The organism is Halodurantibacterium daqingense (assembly GCF_042666235.1).
Lineage (GTDB): Bacteria > Pseudomonadota > Alphaproteobacteria > Rhodobacterales > Rhodobacteraceae > Halodurantibacterium > Halodurantibacterium daqingensis.
In genome coordinates this window covers 209,578-227,477 of the sequence record NZ_JBHTFQ010000008.1, presented here as the reverse complement: position 1 = coordinate 227,477, position 17,900 = coordinate 209,578, and the positions used below count along the sequence as shown (strand labels likewise).

The 17,900-nt window shown below is 67.2% G+C and carries 15 protein-coding genes and 3 pseudogenes; 14 read left to right on the top strand and 4 right to left on the bottom strand.

The window, feature by feature from the left end; translation table 11 throughout:
- Positions 1-416 precede the first annotated feature (416 nt).
- The 6 genes from ACFQXB_RS15570 to ACFQXB_RS15545 all read left to right on the top strand — a co-directional run bounded on the left by ACFQXB_RS15570 (position 417) and on the right by ACFQXB_RS15545 (position 5,297).
- A complete protein-coding gene (locus ACFQXB_RS15570) occupies positions 417-1,424 on the top strand; it encodes an ABC transporter substrate-binding protein (protein ID WP_377405675.1) in 1,008 nt (335 codons plus the stop codon).
- A 29-nt stretch (positions 1,425-1,453) separates the two neighbouring features.
- Entirely contained in the window at positions 1,454-2,461 is a 1,008-nt protein-coding gene (locus ACFQXB_RS15565) for a FecCD family ABC transporter permease (RefSeq protein WP_377405673.1), read from the top strand.
- Positions 2,458-3,222 (top strand): ABC transporter ATP-binding protein, encoded by a 765-nt coding sequence (locus ACFQXB_RS15560; RefSeq protein WP_377405671.1) that lies wholly within the window; start codon positions 2,458-2,460, stop codon positions 3,220-3,222. Before ACFQXB_RS15565 ends, ACFQXB_RS15560 begins: the two co-directional genes overlap by 4 nt.
- Positions 3,219-4,121, top strand: a complete 903-nt coding sequence (locus tag ACFQXB_RS15555; RefSeq protein ID WP_377405669.1) for a DMT family transporter — start codon at positions 3,219-3,221, stop codon at positions 4,119-4,121. Before ACFQXB_RS15560 ends, ACFQXB_RS15555 begins: the two co-directional genes overlap by 4 nt.
- A gap of 304 nt (positions 4,122-4,425) precedes the next feature.
- Entirely contained in the window at positions 4,426-4,878 is a 453-nt protein-coding gene (locus ACFQXB_RS15550; RefSeq protein WP_377405667.1) for an alpha/beta fold hydrolase, read from the top strand.
- Complete coding sequence (locus ACFQXB_RS15545; RefSeq protein ID WP_377405665.1) at positions 4,875-5,297, top strand: oligopeptide/dipeptide ABC transporter ATP-binding protein; 423 nt, start codon at positions 4,875-4,877, stop codon at positions 5,295-5,297. The genes ACFQXB_RS15550 and ACFQXB_RS15545 overlap by 4 nt, the downstream gene beginning before the upstream one ends.
- 243 nt (positions 5,298-5,540) lie before the next feature.
- On the opposite strand, the gene ACFQXB_RS15540 is transcribed toward ACFQXB_RS15545, so the two are convergent.
- Positions 5,541-6,707: a cytochrome-c peroxidase gene (locus tag ACFQXB_RS15540; RefSeq protein WP_377405663.1), complete on the bottom strand. Its 1,167-nt coding sequence runs from the start codon at positions 6,705-6,707 to the stop codon at positions 5,541-5,543.
- 127 nt (positions 6,708-6,834) lie between these two features.
- On the opposite strand from ACFQXB_RS15540, the gene ACFQXB_RS15535 reads away from it, so the two are divergent.
- The 4 genes from ACFQXB_RS15535 to ACFQXB_RS15520 are packed head-to-tail and all read left to right on the top strand — an operon-like array spanning position 6,835 to position 11,471.
- The gene (locus ACFQXB_RS15535) at positions 6,835-8,100 is read left to right on the top strand and encodes an imelysin family protein (RefSeq protein ID WP_377405661.1); all 1,266 of its coding nucleotides are present in this window, start codon (positions 6,835-6,837) and stop codon (positions 8,098-8,100) included.
- 13 nt (positions 8,101-8,113) lie between these two features.
- On the top strand, positions 8,114-9,436 hold the full coding sequence (locus ACFQXB_RS15530; protein ID WP_377405659.1) for a di-heme oxidoredictase family protein: 1,323 nt from the start codon (positions 8,114-8,116) through the stop codon (positions 9,434-9,436).
- A complete protein-coding gene (locus ACFQXB_RS15525; RefSeq protein ID WP_377405657.1) occupies positions 9,437-10,396 on the top strand; it encodes an imelysin family protein in 960 nt (319 codons plus the stop codon). It abuts the gene before it with no gap.
- A gap of 4 nt (positions 10,397-10,400) precedes the next feature.
- Positions 10,401-11,471, top strand: coding sequence for a DUF1513 domain-containing protein (locus ACFQXB_RS15520; protein ID WP_377405656.1), 1,071 nt, complete (start codon positions 10,401-10,403; stop codon positions 11,469-11,471).
- A gap of 365 nt (positions 11,472-11,836) precedes the next feature.
- Here the strand turns inward: ACFQXB_RS15520 and ACFQXB_RS15515 are convergent.
- A pseudogene (locus ACFQXB_RS15515) lies at positions 11,837-12,169 on the bottom strand (transposase domain-containing protein); the annotation flags it as partial.
- A gap of 101 nt (positions 12,170-12,270) precedes the next feature.
- On the opposite strand from ACFQXB_RS15515, the gene ACFQXB_RS15510 reads away from it, so the two are divergent.
- A complete protein-coding gene (locus ACFQXB_RS15510) occupies positions 12,271-12,477 on the top strand; it encodes a hypothetical protein (protein WP_377405715.1) in 207 nt (68 codons plus the stop codon).
- Positions 12,474-12,668: a hypothetical protein gene (locus ACFQXB_RS15505; protein WP_377405713.1), complete on the top strand. Its 195-nt coding sequence runs from the start codon at positions 12,474-12,476 to the stop codon at positions 12,666-12,668. Before ACFQXB_RS15510 ends, ACFQXB_RS15505 begins: the two co-directional genes overlap by 4 nt.
- On the opposite strand, the pseudogene ACFQXB_RS15500 reads toward ACFQXB_RS15505, so the two are convergent.
- A pseudogene (locus ACFQXB_RS15500) lies at positions 12,622-12,903 on the bottom strand (IS5/IS1182 family transposase); the annotation flags it as partial. The gene ACFQXB_RS15505 and the pseudogene ACFQXB_RS15500 sit on opposite strands and share 47 nt — an antisense overlap.
- Before the next feature lie 60 nt (positions 12,904-12,963).
- On the opposite strand from ACFQXB_RS15500, the gene ACFQXB_RS15495 reads away from it, so the two are divergent.
- Positions 12,964-14,295 (top strand): cytochrome P450, encoded by a 1,332-nt coding sequence (locus ACFQXB_RS15495; protein WP_377405654.1) that lies wholly within the window; start codon positions 12,964-12,966, stop codon positions 14,293-14,295.
- A 366-nt stretch (positions 14,296-14,661) separates the two neighbouring features.
- Here the strand turns inward: ACFQXB_RS15495 and ACFQXB_RS15490 are convergent.
- A pseudogene (locus ACFQXB_RS15490) lies at positions 14,662-14,810 on the bottom strand (ATP-binding protein); the annotation flags it as partial.
- Between the two features lie 534 nt (positions 14,811-15,344).
- Between ACFQXB_RS15490 and cas3 the strand changes: the two are divergent.
- Positions 15,345-17,849: a CRISPR-associated helicase Cas3' gene (gene cas3 / locus ACFQXB_RS15485; protein WP_377405652.1), complete on the top strand. Its 2,505-nt coding sequence runs from the start codon at positions 15,345-15,347 to the stop codon at positions 17,847-17,849.
- Positions 17,850-17,900: the final 51 nt, after the last annotated feature.

Sequence of the window (17,900 nt, the reverse complement as noted above, 5' to 3'; positions counted from 1 at the left end):
TCTCGGGAAGCTCGCGGCGTCTTGTGCCAGGTGCTCGAGAACGACATGGCGGGCTCGGCGCGGGGCGCCGGGATAGACCGGGCAGAAGGAGCGGCGGAACCTCGCTTTGCGCAAACGGCGGCGCATTTCGGCTTCCGCGAGACCCCAAGGGCGGGCGCCAGCGGATCCGGTTCCGGATGGGCCCGGCGCTCTTGCCAAGGTCCGCCAACAGTGTCGGGCGAGCTGTCCATCGGCCCGGCTTTCCGGTGAACCTGAGCCTCGCAACCGCTCTCCGGACCGCGCCGCCCGGACCCACCGGCGACTGACGGCGCACCTGAGCAAGAAGGCAAGGAGCCGGGCAGAAAACCGCGCTTGTCCGAGCTCTGCAAAGCCTGTAACCCGAACCCGACCAAATTACTCAGATTCGGAGTTTCAGCGTGCGGATAAAGTCTATCCTGGGGGGCGGCAGTGCGGCGCTTTGGATTCTGGGCGCGCCATCGCTGGCACAGACCAGCTACCCCCTGACGATCGCGAATTGCGGCCACAGCGTCACCTTCGAGGCCGCACCCGAGCGCGCCGTCGCCCTGGGCCAGAACAGCGCCGAGATCCTGCTGCTTCTGGGGCTGGGCGACCGGATGGCGGCCTCGGCCTTCTGGCCCAATGCCGTCCTGCCTGAGCTTGCCGAAGCGAATGCCGGGGTCGAGGTAATAACGGTCGAATTCCCGACGCTGGAAGCCGTTCTCTCCCGCCAGCCGGATTTCGTGGCGGCGATGCTGACCACTCTTCTGGGGCCGGACAGCCGCGTCGCCAAGCGCGAGGATTTCGAGACGCTCGGCATACCCGCCTATCTGTCGCCGAGTGCCTGCGCGACGACGCTTGATGCAGGCGATGCCTATGGCTCGCGCGAGGCGCTGTGGAGCATGGATCTGATCTATCAGGAGATCGACGATCTGGCGCGGATCTTCGATGTGGCCGACCGCGGCGAGGCGCTGATCGCCGATCTGCGCGCGCGCGAGACGGCGCTGCGCGAGCGTTTCGCCGATGCCGGTGATCCGACCTTCCTGTTCTGGTTCTCCAGCCCCTCGCCGGCGGATGACGCCTATCTGGGCGGCGGCAACGGCCCCTCGGGCTATATCGCCGATGTCCTCGGCGGATCGAATGCCATCCGGACCGAGGCCGACTGGCCGACCCTGGGCTGGGAAGGCATCATGGCCGCCGATCCGACCGTGGTCGTCGCGGCGCAGGTGGACCGCAACCGCTGGGATCTGGACCGCGCCGAGACCAAGATCGAGTTCCTGACCACCGATCCCACCGTCAGCCAGATGGCGGCGGTACAGGCCGGGCGCATCGTGGTGATGAGCGGGGCGGCGATGAACCCCAGCATCCGCACCCTCTACGGCGCCGAAGAGGTGGCCGAGCAGCTCGAAGCGATCGATCTGCCGTGACGACGGCCCACGACTCCGAGGGCGGGGCGATGCGCCTCGCCCTCTTTCTGGGCCTGTCGATGCTCGTTCTGGCCGTCGCCATCGCCTTTGCGACGGGGATCGGGGATTATCGCATCCCGCTGCGGATTGTCTTTCTGTCCGTTACCAATGAGCTGGGCCTGACCACGGCCGACATCCCGCGGATCGAGCAGAGCGTGATCTGGAACCTGCGCCTGAGCCGCGCGCTGGTCGCCGCGCTGGCCGGGGCCGGGCTAGCGATCTGCGGTGCGATCCTGCAGGCGCTGTTGCGCAACGCGCTGGCCGAGCCCTTCGTGCTGGGCGTCTCGGCGGGCGCCTCGACCGGGGCGGTCTGCGTCATCGTGCTGGGGATCGGCGCGGGCAGCCTGTCGCTGTCGCTCGGCGCCTTTGCCGGGGCCTTTGCGGCTTTCGCGCTGGTCGCGCTCTTGTCCAACGGCGCCACCAGCGGGCCAAATCATACAATCCTTGCGGGCGTCGCCGCCGCGCAGCTCTTCAATGCGCTGACCTCGTATATCGTGACCACCTCGGGCAATGCCCAGCAGGCGCGCGACGTGATGTTCTGGCTGCTGGGCAGTTTCGGCGGCGTGCGCTGGCCGGATTTCCAGTTGCTGGCCGTTGTGGTTCTGGCTGGTCTGGCGATCTGTTTCTGGATGGCCCGTGCCATGGATGCCTTCACCTTCGGGGACGAGGATGCGGCGGCCCTGGGCGTGCCGGTGGCGCGGATCCGGCTGCTGCTTTTCGGAGTGACGGCGCTGCTGACCGCCACCATCGTCAGCATGGTCGGCGCCATCGGCTTTGTCGGCCTCGTCGTGCCGCATGCGGCGCGCTATGTCGTGGGGCCGCTGCACCTGCGGCTGCTGCCCGCCTGCGCGGTGACCGGCGCGGTCTTCATGGTGGTGGCCGATATCGTGTCCCGTGTCATCGCCACGCAGCAGACGGTGCCGATCGGCGTGGTCACGGCGCTGGTGGGTGTGCCTTTCTTCGCCATCATCCTCTACCGAGCGAGGCCGCAGACATGAGTGTCGTGGCGCGCAACCTGCGCTGGGGGGTCAAGCGACGGATCATCGTGGCCGATGTGTCGCTCACCGTCGCCCCGGGCGAGACGCTGGGACTGATCGGCCCCAACGGCTCGGGCAAGTCCTCGCTGCTTCGCCTTCTGGCGGGGCTGCGCCGACCTCACGTGGGGCAAGTGGAGATCAACGGGCAGGACATATCGGGCGTCCCGCGGCGCGCCCTCGCGCGGCAGGTTGCCTTCGTGCAGCAGAACGCCGCGACCGATACCAATGTCACGGTCCGTGACGTGGTGCGGCTGGGGCGGACGCCGCACCGCTCGCCCCTTGCGGGCTGGTCCGAGGCCGACGAACTCGCGGTATCGACCGCGCTCGACCAGGTCGGAATGAAGGGCCACCGGGCGCAATCCTGGCAGACGCTGTCAGGCGGCGAGCGCCAGCGCGTTCATATCGCCCGGGCGCTCGCGCAGACGCCGAATGTCATGTTCCTGGACGAACCCACCAACCACCTCGATATTCACCACCAGATCGAGATCCTGCGCATGGTGCGCGATCTGGGCCTGACCAGCATCGTGGCGCTGCATGACCTCAATCTGGCGGCGCTGTTCTGCGACCGGATCGTGGTGCTGGAGGGGGGCGCCGTGCGCGCCTGCGGCACGCCGGCCGAGGTCCTTACGCAGGACCTGCTGCGCGCCGTGTTCCGGGTCGAGACCGACGTCGGCGCATCGGGGGTTGCAGGGCGGCCGCATATCCGGTTCAAGACGGAATGAGCGCGCCCGCCACCCTGTCCTTGCCCGGCCCCGCGAACGAGCGTCTGGGCGTTATACTGCGTATCCTGTCGACGCTGGCCTTTGCCGCGATGGGCGCCTGCATCAAGGCGTTGAGCGATGCCGTGCCGCTGGGGCAGGTGGTGTTCTTCCGGTCCGCTTTGGCGCTGGTGCCGCTGCTCGCCTTCCTGTGGTGGTGCGGCGAACTGCCCGGCGGCCTCGCGACGCGCCGTCCGCTGGGCCATCTTGCGCGCTGCCTGATGGGCGCGACCGCGATGTTCACCTCCTTCGCCACGATCCGGTTGCTGCCCTTCGCCGAGGCGACGATGCTGTCCTATCTGGCGCCGGTGATGATGGCGCTTCTGGGCTGGCTGATGCTGGGCGAACGGCTGACGACGCGCCGGGTCGGGGGGATCGCCTTTGGACTGACGGGCGGCGCGGTCTTCTGCATCCCGGCTTTCACGGGCGGGTTGCCTGACGGGGTCGCGCTGGGGGTGACGCTGGGCCTTGTGACCGCGGTGCTGACCGCGGGCGCGCTGATCCAGGTGCGCAAGTTGACGCTGGTCAACGAAAGCCCGGGCGCGATCGCGCTGTGGTTTGCCGTGACCTCGGCCCTCTGCGGGCTGGCGACGCTGCCCTGGGGCTGGGTCTGGCCCGATGCGGGCGCGGTGTTCCTGCTCGTCTGCACGGGGCTGTTCGGGGGCATCGCGCATATCCTGATGACCCTGTCCTTCCGGCATGCCGAGGCGGCGGCGCTGGCACCTTTCGAATACCTGTCCGTCCTCTGGGCGGTGATGCTGGGCTTTGCACTATTTGCCGAAATGCCGGGCTCGGCCTTTGTGTTGGCCGCACCGTTGATCATGGCGGGTGCCCTCACCGCGATGCCGTCGAAAGGGCGCTGATCCGACGCCGCGTGGTGACATCGAAGCGCTGCGCGCCGGCGGCCAGCGCATCCGTCCGCAGGGCAAGACACAATGGAGATGCCAATGGTCATCCGCCCAATCGCCTGGAGCCGCTGGCCCGAGCCCCCTGTCATTTCCGCTTGCGCGCGTAGGTTCCGGCCGGTGCCATCCGATCTCGAAGCCCGGTTCCGTTGGATCTGCGCCTGAAGCGCTGTGAATTTCTCCGGGCGAACCGCGTTCAGGGCTGCAGTTTCGTCTGTGGGCGGATCTTGCCCGCCGAGATCCTGACGCACTCGCGCGCCTGATGCTGCTGACCGGCTTCAGCCACGTCTTTCTGTCCGGGATCGGAGACATCGAGGCGGTTGTTTCCGACATGGTCAGACGCAGTAACTGGCAGGGTGTCGCCCGGCAGTCAGAGCTTGATCTCAGGGTGGATGTCTCCGGGGACCTCGGCGCCATCAAGGCAGAGACGCTGGTTCTCGGGAACCTCTACGATCAGATGGTCGATCCGGCGGCGTCAAGGGCGCTTGCCCGGGGAATCACCGATGCGGCGCTCGCCTGGATCGAGGGGCCGCATCTGGCGCTGATGGAAACGCCAGAGGCAGTTGCGGAAATTAATGCGACCTCACCTGGCCGCCTGAACGTCAGATGGCATGCTGCCGCCGTCCGACAAGTTGACGCGGCGGCAGCACTGTCCCGGGCAGATGACGGTCGGCAAGGACAAGGGCGGTCGGTCATAAAGGCCGTGCTCCTGTGATCGCCGAAACCGCGGACCGCGTGGCGGTGATGTATGCCGGGCGCCTGGCCGAGCTTGGCCCGGTCGCCGCCGTCATCAAGGACGCCAAGCATCCCTATTCGCAGGGGCTGATGGGCGCCATCCCGAAGCTGGGGCAACATCTTGACCGGCTGGTGCATATCCCCGGCTCGATGCCCCGTCTGAACGCGATCCCGAAGGGCTGCGCCTTCAACCCGCGCTGCCCCAAGGTCTTTGACAAATGCCGCAGCCACCGCCCCGCCGCGTCGGAAATCGAACCCGGCCGGCGCGCGGCCTGCTGGCTTTACCCCGGAGTGACCGAAACCGCATTGCCCGCGGCGAGATCTGGCTGCGCGACAAGCGGATCGACAACCTTCCGGCGGACGAGATGCGCAAGATCCGCGGCCGCCGGATCGGCATGATCTTCCAGGACCAGCCCGCTGGGGCGGGCACGGCAGGCGACAGGCTGTGAGGAAGCCGGCAAGAGAGCGTCTTGGGCACGGGTGTGCTTTCGAGGATCAGAGGGTGTCTGTGGCGATCACCAGGGGATGCAAGGCAGGGAACCCTTGCGATACGCCCCGCTCGTCGCGGTCGATGAATCGTCATGGCATAACTCGGTTCTCACATGGCTGATCGCGCCCCACTTTCAGATGTGCCAAAGGGGCTCAGCGGTCGTGCGCGCCCTCGAATTCGGCATCCGTCAGCGCGTTCAGGAAGGCCACCAGTGCGTCGATCCGCCGGTCGTCCAGCGCCGGGCCGTGGGTCAGATCGTCCAGTGCCAACGTCTCGGGAACCTGCGGCGCGGCAAAGAGTGTGCCGGTCTCAGGATTGATCCGCCGCGCCTCGGACCGCGTGTTGTAGCTATTGTAGTACAAGATCACCGTGCGCAGGTCCGCGAAGACGCCATTGTGCATGTACGGCCCGGTCACCGCCACGTTGCGCAACGTCGGCGTGCGGATGCGCCCCAGCGCCGCCGGATCACCCACCACGCCGCCAAGACCGGGATCTATGGTGCCGGGGGCCACGCCGTTGACTGCGCGCAGGGCAAGGTTCTCGGGCGTGCCGATGTTGTGGTGGCGGTGGTCGGTGAAGGTTTCGTTCAGGGCCGTCGGCCCCGCGCCCATATGGCAACGGCTGCAATTGGTGAACTGTTGCGAAAAGAAGAGGGTGCGGCCCAGTTCCTCCTCTGGCGTCAACGCGATCTCGCCTCTCAGCCAGCGGTCATAGCGCGAGGTGAAGGGGGCGAAGCGCTCGGTCCGCTCAAAGGCTTCGAGGGCCGCGGTCATCGCGTCGAAGGCCGGGGCTGCGTCATCCAGCACGCCTGCGCCGAAAAGCGCCGGGAAGGCCGCGACATAAACGGAATCCTCGCGTAGCCGCTCCAGAACGGCGGCGCGGTCGGGCATGCCCATCTCGGCCGGGTTCAGGGGCGGACCAGCCGCCTGTTCTGCCAGCGTGGCGGCACGCCCATCGTGAAACAGCCCGCCGACCCAATCCCCCGCCGGGGTGCGGCCGAGCGGAGGCACCATGGCCGCATACATCGCCGTCGGCGCATTCCGATCGCCCAAAGCCACGCCGTCATCGCCCGGCGATCCCGCCCCGCGCGGGTCACTGAAGGCGCGGGCGGGGTCGTGGCAGCTGGCGCAGGCGGTGGTCCGGTTCCACGACAGGTTCACGTCAAAAAACAGCCGCTCGCCCAGGGCCTCCACCGTGCCGGGCACAACGGCGTCCGCGCCGCTGCCCGGTCGGGCCAGGACCGACAGTGCCGCCAGGACGGCCCAGGCCATCACGGCAGCAATGCGGGCGAGTTGCGGCCTTGGGGGTTTCACAGGCATCATCCCAGCTCGAGATCACGACTCATTGATCTTCAATTCATACCAGTTTAGTCAGTTATTCATCGCCAGCCAAGTCTGTCCACTTCCGACAGCACAGCCAGGCTTCACCCCCGCGTGAGGTTTTCTCATGTTCCTTTGTCGCCCCCTCGCCCTTGCAACGACCGTCGCCCTGACGATGGCCACGCCGGCGGCCGCCGATGACCGGATGGCGGTGCTGTCCACCTATGCAGACATCGCCCTGGCAGGCTACCAGGACAGCTTTACCACCGCGCAGGCGCTCGACGCTGCGATCGCCGCGTTGATCGCCGCCCCGTCCGAGGGCAGTCTGGCCGCCGCCCGCGCCGCCTGGCGCGCCGCCCGGATCCCCTATCAGCAGACCGAGGTGTTCCGTTTCGGCAATCCCGTCGTCGATGATTGGGAAGGGCGCGTGAACGCATGGCCGCTGGACGAAGGGCTGATCGACTATACCGCGGGCGACTACATCGGCGCCTATGACGAGAATCCGCTGGCCGATCTGAACATCATCGCCACGCCCATGCTGATGGTGGCGGGACAACAGATCGACGCGCGCGAGATCACGCCCGCGCTTTTGCAATCCCTCAACGAACTCGACGGGATCGAGGCGAATGTGACGACGGGATATCACGCCATCGAATTCCTTCTCTGGGGGCAGGACCTGAACGGCACTGGCCCTGGCGCGGGCGACCGGCCCCATACCGACTTTGTGCAAGGCGCGGGATGCACGGGGGGGAACTGCGACCGGCGTGCGGCCTATCTGACGGCGGCCAGCGCGCTGTTGATCGACGATCTGTCCGAAATGGTGGCGGCTTGGGGTGACACGGGCGAGGCGCGCGCAGCGGTGCTGGCGGATCCCGTTGCGGGCCTGAGCGCCATGCTGACCGGGATGGGAAGCCTGTCTTACGGCGAGTTGGCGGGCGAGCGGATGCGGCTGGGCCTTTTGCTGAACGACCCGGAAGAGGAGCATGACTGCTTCGCGGACAACACGCACATGAGCCATTTCCTGAACGCCCAAGGTATCCGCAACGTCTGGACCGGGCGGCTCGTGCGGATCGATGGCAGCGTGGTCGAAGGGCCTTCGCTGGCTGGCCTGGTGGCCACACTCGACACGGCCATGTCGCTCGACCTGACTGCACGGATCGACGCAACGATGGTGAAGATGCAGGCGCTGGTCGATGCGGCCGAGGACGGTATGGCTTATGACATGATGCTGGCGCCTGGCAACGACGCGGGGGCCGCGCTGATCATGACCGCGATCGACGGGCTGATCGCACAGACCCGCGGGATCGAGCGCGCCGTGACGGCGCTTGGCTTGGGCACGATCGGGATCGAAGGGTCCGACAGCCTCGACGATCCCGCTTCGGTTCTTCAGTGACACAGGTCGCCTGATGCGACCGGCGATCTGGGCGGCGGGGGTTCTGGCGCTGGCAGGCGGGGCCCTGGCCCTCGACCTGCCCGAGGTCGCCCGCATCACGCCCGCCCGCCCCGATCAGGCCTTTGCCACGCCCGCGTCTTCGGCGCCGGGGCTGGCTGCGCTTGATGCCCAGGCAGGGCGCGCGCTGTTCGACCGGCTGTGGGTGGCCGCCCCCGCCTCGACCCGTGCCGCGGATGGGCTGGGGCCGCTTTACAACGCGCGGGCCTGTTCGGCCTGCCATCTGAACCACGGCCGAGCACATCCGCCTGATGGCGACGGCCCTGCCCCATTGGGGCTTGTTGTGCGTCTGGCGGGGGACGAAGGTGCGCCTGACCCGGTGCTGGGGCACCAGATCCAGCCGCTGGCCACCGGCGGGCTGCCGGGCGAGGGGCGGGTTGACATCGCCTGGGTGGAGCATGAGGTCGCGCTTGCTGACAGCACCCGCGTTACCCTGCGCCAGCCCGAGGTTGCGCTGTCGGACCTTGCGTGGGGGCATCCGGCCTCTGCCACGCAGATGGGCCTCCGGGCTGCACCTCCGTTGGTCGGGCTTGGCCTGATCGCGGCCATCGACGCCGCCGACCTGATGTATATGCATGCACCGGGCCGGGTGCGGATGGTGACACCTTTGTCCGGCGGGGCGCCGGTGCCCGGCCGCTTCGGGCGACGGGCCGGGGTGGCCAGCCTGGCAGACGCCACCGCGCTTGCGCTTTCCATCGACATGGGCCTCTCGACACCGTTCCTCACCGCGCCATGGGGCGATTGCACAGATGCCCAGCCCGCCTGCCGTTCCGCTCCGCATGGGGATGGCGACACGCGTGTGCAGGAGGTGGCGCAGAACGCGGTTGATCTTATCGCGGCGCATCTGGCCAGCCTCGCGCCCCCGGCGCGCAGGCGCGCCGAGCGGTCGCCCGAAGTGGCACGCGGCGAGGCGCTGTTTCACACGGCGGGCTGCGCGTCCTGTCACCGCCCAGCCTATACCATTGCGACCCCAGACGGGCCGCGCGTGATCCAGCCCTACAGCGACTTCCGCCTGCACGATCTGGGGCCGGGGCTGGCCGAGGCCGCCCCCGAGGCCGGCATTTCAACCGGCGAATGGCGCACCGCGCCGCTCTGGGGTCTGGGGCATACGGCGGCGGTGGGGGATGGGCGGGTCAGCTTCTTGCACGACGGTCGGGCGCGCACCATGCTGGAGGCTATCTTGTGGCACGGCGGCGCGGCACAGGCCGCGCGCGACCGTGTCACCGAGATGCCCGCCGCCGACCGCGCCGCGCTTGTGGCCTTTCTGGAGAGTCTCTGAATGCGACTGCTTGCTCTTGCTCTTGCCCTTGTGCCGGCCACCCCGGCTGCGGCGGATGTGCCGCGCGCGCTCGATACGGTCTTGCTGCCCAGTATCGCGCGCTTTGCCGAGGCGGCGCAGGCATTGGAGCGGGGCGCTGCGACCGACTGCAGCCGCACCGCCGTCCTTCCCCTCTATCATGCGGCCCGCGACGCCTGGGGCAGTATCGGCGACATCCGTCTGGGCCCGACCGAGGCGGCGGCGCTGACCATCGCCTTCTGGCCCGACGACCGCGGCAGCGGGATGCGGGCATTGCGGGCCGCGCTCGTCGAACTGCCGCCCGATGCGTCGATCCTCCCAGCCTCGGCACGGGGGTTCCCGGCGCTTGACCTCATGCTTGGCGACCCTGGTCTGACCTATGGCATTGGCGAGCCGGGCTGCATGCTTGTGAGCACGCTCACTACCGATCTGGCCGCGCAGGCAGAGGCGCTCCAAGGGGCATGGGCCGACTATGCGCGGCTGCTTCGTTATCCCGGCGGCCCAGGCAATACCGCCTATCTGGACGAAACCGAAGCCCTGCGGGCCCTGATGACCCAAGCCCTCGCCGCCATCGAGGTGACCGCGACAGCGCGCCTTGGCCGCCCGCTGGGCGAACCAGGCCGACCCCGCCCTGCCCGTGCCGAAGCCTGGCGAACCGAACGGTCCCTGCCCAATGTGCTGGCCAGCCTGCGAAGTGCCGTCGCCATCGCGCGCGCCCTTGCAGTCACGCCGCTGCCGCGGACCGAGTCTGCGCTGGCGGCTGTCGAACGGGCTGCAACTGCGATCCGCGATCCCGGCTTGCAGGATATCGCCGACCGCAACGCGCAGTTCCGGCTGGAGGTGTTGCAGCAAAGGGTGACTGACCTGCACGCGGCAATGGTGTCCGAGTTGGGGGGCAGTCTTGGCCTCGCCCCCGGCTTCAATGCGCTGGACGGAGATTAAGAAGATGACAACACGCCGCCACCTGCTGGCCGGAGTGGGTGCGGGGATCGCCGCTGCCGCCATGCCCGCCTGCGGCTGGGCCGAGGTCGGGGCCCCGAACTGGCTGTCGGCGGCACGATTGCCGGATGGCCCCCATGTGCTGTGTGGCCTGCGCGTTGATGGCACGCGGGCCTTCACGCTGCCACTTCCCGCGCGCGGGCACGCCGGGGCTCGGCATCCCACGCAGGCGCTGGCGGTTGCAATGGCCCGCCGTCCAGGCACCTTCGCCCTGGTGATCGACTGCGCCACTGGCAGGGTCCGCGCCGAGCTCGGCCCACCCGAAGGCGTGCATTTCAACGGCCATGCGGCATTTCTGGCCGAGGGTTCCGTGCTGGCCACAGCCGAGCAGAATGCACAGGACAGCGCCGGGCAGATCGGCCTGTGGGACAGCACGTCCTGGCGGCGGATCGCCACCTGGCCCAGCGGCGGGATCGGCCCCCACGATATTGCCGCCCTGCCCGATGGGCGGCTGGCCGTGGCAAATGGCGGCATCGCCACCGACCCCACCGACCGGCGCAAGCTGAACATCGCCACGATGCGCCCCAATCTGACGGTGCTCGGTGCGGACGGTCAGGTGGATGCCGTGCTGGAGCTTCCCGACCTTTGGCAAAACTCGATCCGGCATCTCGCCATACGCGCCGACGGGCACATCGCCTTTGCGATGCAGTGGGAAGGCGAGGCGACGGCACATGTTCCCCTTGTCGGTCTCTGGCGCCCCTCGATGGCTGCAGTTCTGGCCGAGCCGCCCCTGGCCGAGGCGCTCCGCATGCAGGGCTATGCAGGATCGGTCGCATGGTCGGGGGACGGTCAGCATGTCGCAATCACCTCGCCGCGCGGGGGGCGGGTGCAGGTATTCGATGCGGCGGGGCGATACCTGCACGGCACGGACCGTCCCGATGTCTGCGGACTGGCCCCGGACACGCGGGGCTTCGTTGTTTCGGACGGAACGGGGGCGATGATCCGGATTGGCGACGCAAGTCCTGCGCTGCTGGCCCGTCACCCGCTTGCCTGGGACAACCACTTGATTCCGGTATGATCGGCCATGATACGCCGCAGCCCGCGCCTCTGACCCGCACGGTTTTTCGATAGCCGTCAGAAGGGCGGCCCGGCGGGCCAAGCCCGGTCTTCTCATCCGAAAGGACACCGGCCATCTGGGCGGTCAGGGCGAAGGGGCGGACCAGCAGAAAGCGCAACGAATATCCGTGCGTGAGGTTCAGAAGCGGTTGGTCATGACACGTCAGCATCTGGCATCGCACCCAAGGGGAATTATCCGGATTCTGGCACAGGAGCGCGGTGCGCTTGCCGCCGCGCAGACCTGGCGTCTGAGGACATGACGACAACGGGCAGGCGTTATCCACACCCGGCCGCCCGTTGCGACACAGTGGCAGTGCGACCACTGTGCGGCCCTCGCGCGCTGGCCGCGACCCTGTCTTCGACGGCAGCAATCTGCGCCTGCGTTTCGGCTTTGGCGGTTTCCGGATCTTCCCGCGCCAGTTCCAGCTGGGCAGGGCCAGCTTCTCGGATTTCTGCCCGGACCTGGTGCGCCGACAATCTTGAACCTGACCTTCCAGCTTCTCGATCAGCGCCTTCAACTCGGTGATGAAGGCCTCCTTTTCCGCCTCCACAGCCTTCTCATGCTTGCGTGCCGCGCTCGACCGAGGGTTCGAACTGCGGCGCCGCAACGGCTTTCGCCACCCCGGGTGGAAGGTCCGGGAGATCGAAGGAGGGCGACATGTGCCTTCCGACCCGATCCGGGGAAGGAAAGCCGAATAAAACACCACCAACCTCCCTTCCAAGGCATCCCGCCGCAACGGGCTGCTGCACTTGGCACGCACATGTCCGGCGCGAATCCAGACTTTCGAGCGATCGAACGTAACCGCTACAGCGTGCCCGCCCTTTGCCATGCCCACGGCGTCCTGAAGATGGTGCCGAACAAGACGGAGCGGCATGATGCCCGTAGGGTTGCCCAGACCGTGCGCACGGGTCGGTTCAAGGCCGTGCAGATCAGGAGCCACGATGCCTATGCCAACCGGGCCATGTGACCGCGCGCGAAGTGCGCGTCGGCATGCGCATCCGGCTGGAGAACGAGATCGGGGGGCTTCTGAAAACCTTCGGCGTGATGCTTGGCAAACGCGTGGGCGGGTTCGCTGCCCGCGACGCCATCCCGACCGCGATGATCGAGGCCATGTTGCCATCTTGGGCAGGAGATCACGGTCGTGCCCTAGATTGGTGACCTCAGGCGCCACGATCAGATGTGTCTCGGCCTCGACACCGCTTTGAACATTTAGCCGACATGCCCGCTGTGTTGCGCAGGTGTCGCCATCGCCCGCGCACCGGGTCGGACAGCGAAATCTGTCCGTCCGGCGCATCGGCCAGCGCCTTGTCCATGCCATGAGACGCTCGGTCTCGTGTCGGACGCGATGACATCGGCTGGACAGATGAGCGGCGCGCTCGGTGCGCGCTGCACCTGGAACAACCCGGCGGCGGGGCTGTTGCCTGATCAGACAATCTTCATAACCGGAGAAACCATGAGCGAAGAACCTGCAGCGCCGAAGAAGGGCCTTGTGACAGCGACATGGATCGACACGCTCGCCGTGCTCGGACAAGTTGCGGCACCCACCTTCGCCAAAGGCCCGATCATTCGCCGGCCCAAGGCGGTAGCGCTGGTCGAGTGGCTGAACCTCGACGCAAAGGCCGTCGAAAGACTGCAGACATTGCGGGATAAATACGGCACCGGTCCGGTTCTTCTTCCCATTCCCGGTCGTCCCGAGGCGGTCATCCTGGATGGGGATCAGGCGCGGCGTATCCTTGAGGCAGGGCCAGAGCCTTTCAGCCCGGACAGCCGCGAGAAGAACGCAGCCCTTGGGCATTTCGAGGAGAAAGCCTCGCTCGTTTCATCCCCTGACGAGCGCAAGAAGCGCCGCGCCTTCAACGCGCGCGTGCTGGAAGAGGCTTGCCCGGTCCATTCCCTTGCCGCGACAATGATGCGCATGGTGGACGAGGAAATTGCCGCCCTTGTAGAGTCTTGCGGCGAAGAGATGACCTGGGATGCCTTCTTCGCGTCGTGGAACCGCATCGTTCGCCGGACGGTTCTGGGCGACGGAGCCGCAGACGACGAGGCGCTGACGGAGCAGCTGGAAGAGCTTCGCTCGGCGGCGAATTGGGCCTTCCTGCATCCACGGAAGGAGGCCGTCAGCGACAGCTTCCATGATGCCATCATATCGCATCTTGCGCGGGCCGACAAAGGCAGCCTGGCCGAGAGCATCTCCTTTCGGAACGGGGACGACACCGCAGCGGCGCATCAGGTGGCGCATTACCTGTTCGCCTTCGATCCGGGCGGCATGACGACCTTCCGGGCCCTCGGTCTGCTGGCGGCGCATCCGGAGGCCATGGCGCGGGCAGCACAGGAAGCCTCCGGCGGCGATGACCGTGACCTGAGGTTCCTGCGCGCCTGCATCGTCGAGACCCTCCGGCTTTATCCGACCACCCCCGCCATCCTGCGGGAGACCACCGAGGATGTGGAATGCGAGGGCGGAGTGCTGGAAGAGGGCACCGGCGTGCTGATCTTCGCGCCGTTCTTTCACCGCGACGACACTCTGCACAAAGATGCCCACCGCTTCGATCCCGACGCATGGCTGGGGATCGACCCCGAGCGGCGCCCGCCCTTCGTGCCGTTCAGTGCCGGGCCGGCGGTCTGCCCTGCACGTCACTTCGTCCCCATGATTGCCAGTGCGGCGATTGCCTCTCTTCTGCGTCGCCGGAAGGTGGTGCTGTTGCGCCCCGACCTCCCCGCCGAGAAGCTGCCCGGCACGCTGAACAATTACCGGCAGGTCTTTCGGCTTGAACCCCTCGGAACGTGACCGCCTCTGACTCCGGAAGGAACGACGTCATGGTGGCCTTCTGCGGCAAAACAGTCGTCATTGCCGGCGCGTTCTCCGGCATCGGGAGCGCGACGGCCGAAACCTTCCCGCGCGAAGGGGCACAGCTCGTGCTGGCGGCAAGGTCCGCGAGGGCGTGGCGAGCAAGACCCATGTGCCGAACCTCCTGCGTCAGCTCGTCGCCGGGAAGGTGTTGGACGGGCGATATCCCGCCAGCACTGGCGCTGTGCCGCGAGCCGAGGGAAAATGTCGCCATGACGGCCTGCGCGATCGGGTAGCAGGAGGTCATCAGGCGTCATGATCCTGCCAGCGGTGCGATCGTCCTCATGCTCCGCAGTCTGAAGATGCGTGGCATGGCGCAAGGCGGTCGAGCGAGGCCGTGATCCTCTTGGTGTCGCCAAAAACCATTCGCTGAAGCCGAGGGTGGTGGTGATGATGACGCTGGTACGCTCGTAAACCTTGCTCAGCAGGTGGAAGAATAACGCCCCGCGTGATTGTCAGACATTCTGACTGCGGGGACAAGCAACCACCGTCAACTACCTGAATCGAGATGCTCGATACAAAGGCGCCGGCTTGATTGCTGGCCAACGGAATACCGAGTTTCCATCGACGCTTCCGGGTTGGCAAAACACCCTATACTTCGTGAAGATTTTCTTCATTGTATGAGTTAGCGGGGCCGCTGGAACAGACGTCTCCCGACGCGGCTTGCAGAACATAAACTTCCTCCGACAGGCAAACAGCGGAGCAATCATGCAAGGAGCCTTTCGGATGGACTGGACCGTCGGCGGCAGTGCCCAGAACGCTTGTCGCAGCTTGGAACAAAGGGGCTCCCGCTTCATCCTGAAGACGGCTGCTGATGATCCGGCGCGGCTTACCAGCTGCTGGAGGCGTGACCACCTGAATGGCCATCCGGCACCCAAATCTCCCGGCGAAGATGGGCGCGATCATGAGCCTCATCGGTCGCCGGGAACGAGAGCAATTCCGGTTCAACGACTGTCCTGTGAATAACGAACAAAGCGATCGAGGTTCGAATGAATGCCATGGACCTGTCACAAATCGAACGATGGCCGGGCAAAAGCGCCGCTCCGGGACTGCCCGCGCACCCTGCGGCATATCACATGCTGGACGTGGCAGCTGTCGCCGAGATCCTTCTGGCGGACCACCCCCGGCGGGACCTGTTCTGCCTGCTCATCGCACTGCACGATCTGGGCAAGATCGGAAAGCCGTTCCGCGACATGCTCAGCAACGGCAGCCCTCAGGCATGGAAGCACTGGGAGATCACCGAAGCATGGCTGCGCGCCGAGAGCACCGAGCAGTTGTTGTTGCAGCATCTGGGGGGAACGTTTCAGGCCCTGCGCCCCCTGATCGCCGCGATTGCCGGACATCACGGGCGGCCACCGAACGCGTTGGATCGGGATTGGACCACCATGCGGGCGCTGGCGGGGGCACAGGCGGGAGAGGATGCGCTGGCATTCGTCCGGGCCTGCCTGGATCTCTGGCCCGCTGCGTCGTTGTCGGGGATGCGCCACCGCGAGGCCAAGGATCTCAGCTGGCTTCTGGCTGGTGTAACGACAGTGGCGGATTGGGTCGGCTCGAACGCGGAATGGTTCTCTCCGACCGCTGCGACGATCAGCCTTCCCGACTATCTTGAGCTGGCCCGCCGGAAGGCTCCGGATGCCCTGGCGGCCGCAGGGCTTTTGCCGCCCGCGCCGAAGGCTGATCCATTGTTCACCTTCGCGCTGCGCCCGATGCAGCAGGCGGCGCTGGACATCCCACTGCCCTCCGGCCCCATGCTGGCGATCATCGAGGACGAGACCGGCGCGGGCAAGACCGAGGCGGCCCTGATCCTGCTGCAGCGGATGCTGTGTGAGGGAAAGGGACGGGGCGCTTATCTGGCTTTGCCGACCATGGCGACCGCTGATGCGATGTTCCGTCGCGCACGCGGAGTGGTCGCGCGATTGTTCCAGTCGGAGCCATCCCTGACGCTGGCCCATGGGCACGCTGGCCTGTCGGTAGAGTTCCGGGACGTGCGCAACACCGCGCCGCAGTCGGACGCACCGGTCTGTGGAGACTGGCTGGCCGAGAGCCGGCGGCGCGCATTGCTCGCCGATATCGGGGTCGGCACGATTGATCAGGCCTTGCTGGCCGTGTTGCCGACGCGCTTTGCCACGCTGCGCAACTGGGGTCTGTCGCGCAAGGTCCTGATCGTGGATGAGGCGCATGAATTGGGCGAGCCCTATCTGGTTCATGAACTGGCGACCCTGTTGCGGCTCCATGCGATGCAGGGCGGATCGGCAATCCTCTTGACCGCCACCTTGCCGCTTGATCTGCGGGCACGACTGTCGCGGGCCTTTGCCGAAGGCGCGGGCCGGGCCTTTGCCGAAGATCACGACCCGGCCTATCCCAGCCTCTCGATCGCGGGCGGCGAGGCGATCCGCAGTTTCCCTCCGCCCACCCTGACCAAGGGGGATGTCACGGTTGACCGGCTGCCGGATGCCGGGGCGGCGCTTGATCGGCTGACGGATGCCGCGGCAAGGGGCGCGGCCTGCGTCTGGGTGCGCAATGCAGTCGATGACGCAATCGCCGCCGTCGCCGAACTGCGCGCGCGCGGGATCGAGGCGGAATTGCTGCATGCCCGATTCACGCTGGCGGATCGCAAGCGGATCGAGGCGCGGGTCATGGCGCGGTTCGGGAGGGAAGGCATTGAACGCGCCGGGCGGGTGCTGGTCGGCACGCAGGTGCTGGAATCCAGCCTCGATCTGGATTTCGATGTGATGGTGTCGGATCTTGCCCCCATCGCTTCGCTGATCCAGCGGGCCGGGCGGCTGTGGCGGCACATGGACCTGCGCCCCGCATCCGCCCGACCGGTTCCCGCGCCGGTCCTGCACATCGTCGCCCCAGACCCCGCGCGGGTCGAGGATGAGCGCTGGCTCCACGCCGTTCTGGAGGGCGGCGCATGGGTCTATCCGCAGGCCGATCAGTGGCGGACCGCTCAGGTCCTGGCCGAAGCGGGCGCCCTTCGTGCCCCCGGCAACCTGCGCGCCCTGATCGAGGCCGTGCATGGCCCCGATGCCCGCGCCGTGCCGCCCGCACTGGAACGCGCCGAGACCGAAGCCCTGGGTGAGGGCTATGCCCGGGCCAACAGGGCCCGCCAGAACACCATCACGATCGAGGACGGCTATCGCGACGGCGGAGGCGCCTCGGACGATGCCGAATACCCCACCCGGCTTGGGCAGGAAACGCGCACGCTGTTGTTGCTGCGGCGCGAGGGCGGCGCCCTGCAACTGTGGTCCGACGCGCCCGGTCGCGCCGAAGCCGAAGCCCTCAGCGAGGTCACTGCGAGTGCCGCCCGGCTGGCGCGGCTTGACTTGCCGGATCAGGATCAGCCCGAACTTGCGGCACTGACCACAGACTGGCCCGACTGGCGCAAGGCCTCGGTGACCCTGTGCATCGTCGAGGAGGACGGCACGATCTGTGAGGGGCTGGCATATGATGCGGATCTGGGGTTATTGTTGGCCGGTTCCCGAACGGGATGACCCGACCTAAAGAAACGGGCGAGACTGTTCCCCGGTCAATCGGGGATATAA

Excerpts from the sequence above, each read along its gene's own strand:
- ACFQXB_RS15565 (WP_377405673.1), top strand. The coding sequence starts at position 1,454 with ATGCGCCTCGCCCTCTTTCTGGGCCTGTCGATGCTCGTTCTGGCCGTC.
- ACFQXB_RS15560 (WP_377405671.1), top strand. The coding sequence starts at position 2,458 with ATGAGTGTCGTGGCGCGCAACCTGCGCTGGGGGGTCAAGCGACGGATC.
- ACFQXB_RS15555 (WP_377405669.1), top strand. The coding sequence starts at position 3,219 with ATGAGCGCGCCCGCCACCCTGTCCTTGCCCGGCCCCGCGAACGAGCGT.
- ACFQXB_RS15550 (WP_377405667.1), top strand. The coding sequence starts at position 4,426 with ATGCTGCTGACCGGCTTCAGCCACGTCTTTCTGTCCGGGATCGGAGAC.
- ACFQXB_RS15540 (WP_377405663.1), bottom strand. The coding sequence starts at position 6,707 with ATGCCTGTGAAACCCCCAAGGCCGCAACTCGCCCGCATTGCTGCCGTG.
- ACFQXB_RS15535 (WP_377405661.1), top strand. The coding sequence starts at position 6,835 with ATGTTCCTTTGTCGCCCCCTCGCCCTTGCAACGACCGTCGCCCTGACG.
- ACFQXB_RS15530 (WP_377405659.1), top strand. The coding sequence starts at position 8,114 with ATGCGACCGGCGATCTGGGCGGCGGGGGTTCTGGCGCTGGCAGGCGGG.
- ACFQXB_RS15525 (WP_377405657.1), top strand. The coding sequence starts at position 9,437 with ATGCGACTGCTTGCTCTTGCTCTTGCCCTTGTGCCGGCCACCCCGGCT.
- ACFQXB_RS15520 (WP_377405656.1), top strand. The coding sequence starts at position 10,401 with ATGACAACACGCCGCCACCTGCTGGCCGGAGTGGGTGCGGGGATCGCC.
- ACFQXB_RS15510 (WP_377405715.1), top strand. The coding sequence starts at position 12,271 with ATGTCCGGCGCGAATCCAGACTTTCGAGCGATCGAACGTAACCGCTAC.
- ACFQXB_RS15495 (WP_377405654.1), top strand. The coding sequence starts at position 12,964 with ATGAGCGAAGAACCTGCAGCGCCGAAGAAGGGCCTTGTGACAGCGACA.
- cas3 (WP_377405652.1), top strand. The coding sequence starts at position 15,345 with ATGAATGCCATGGACCTGTCACAAATCGAACGATGGCCGGGCAAAAGC.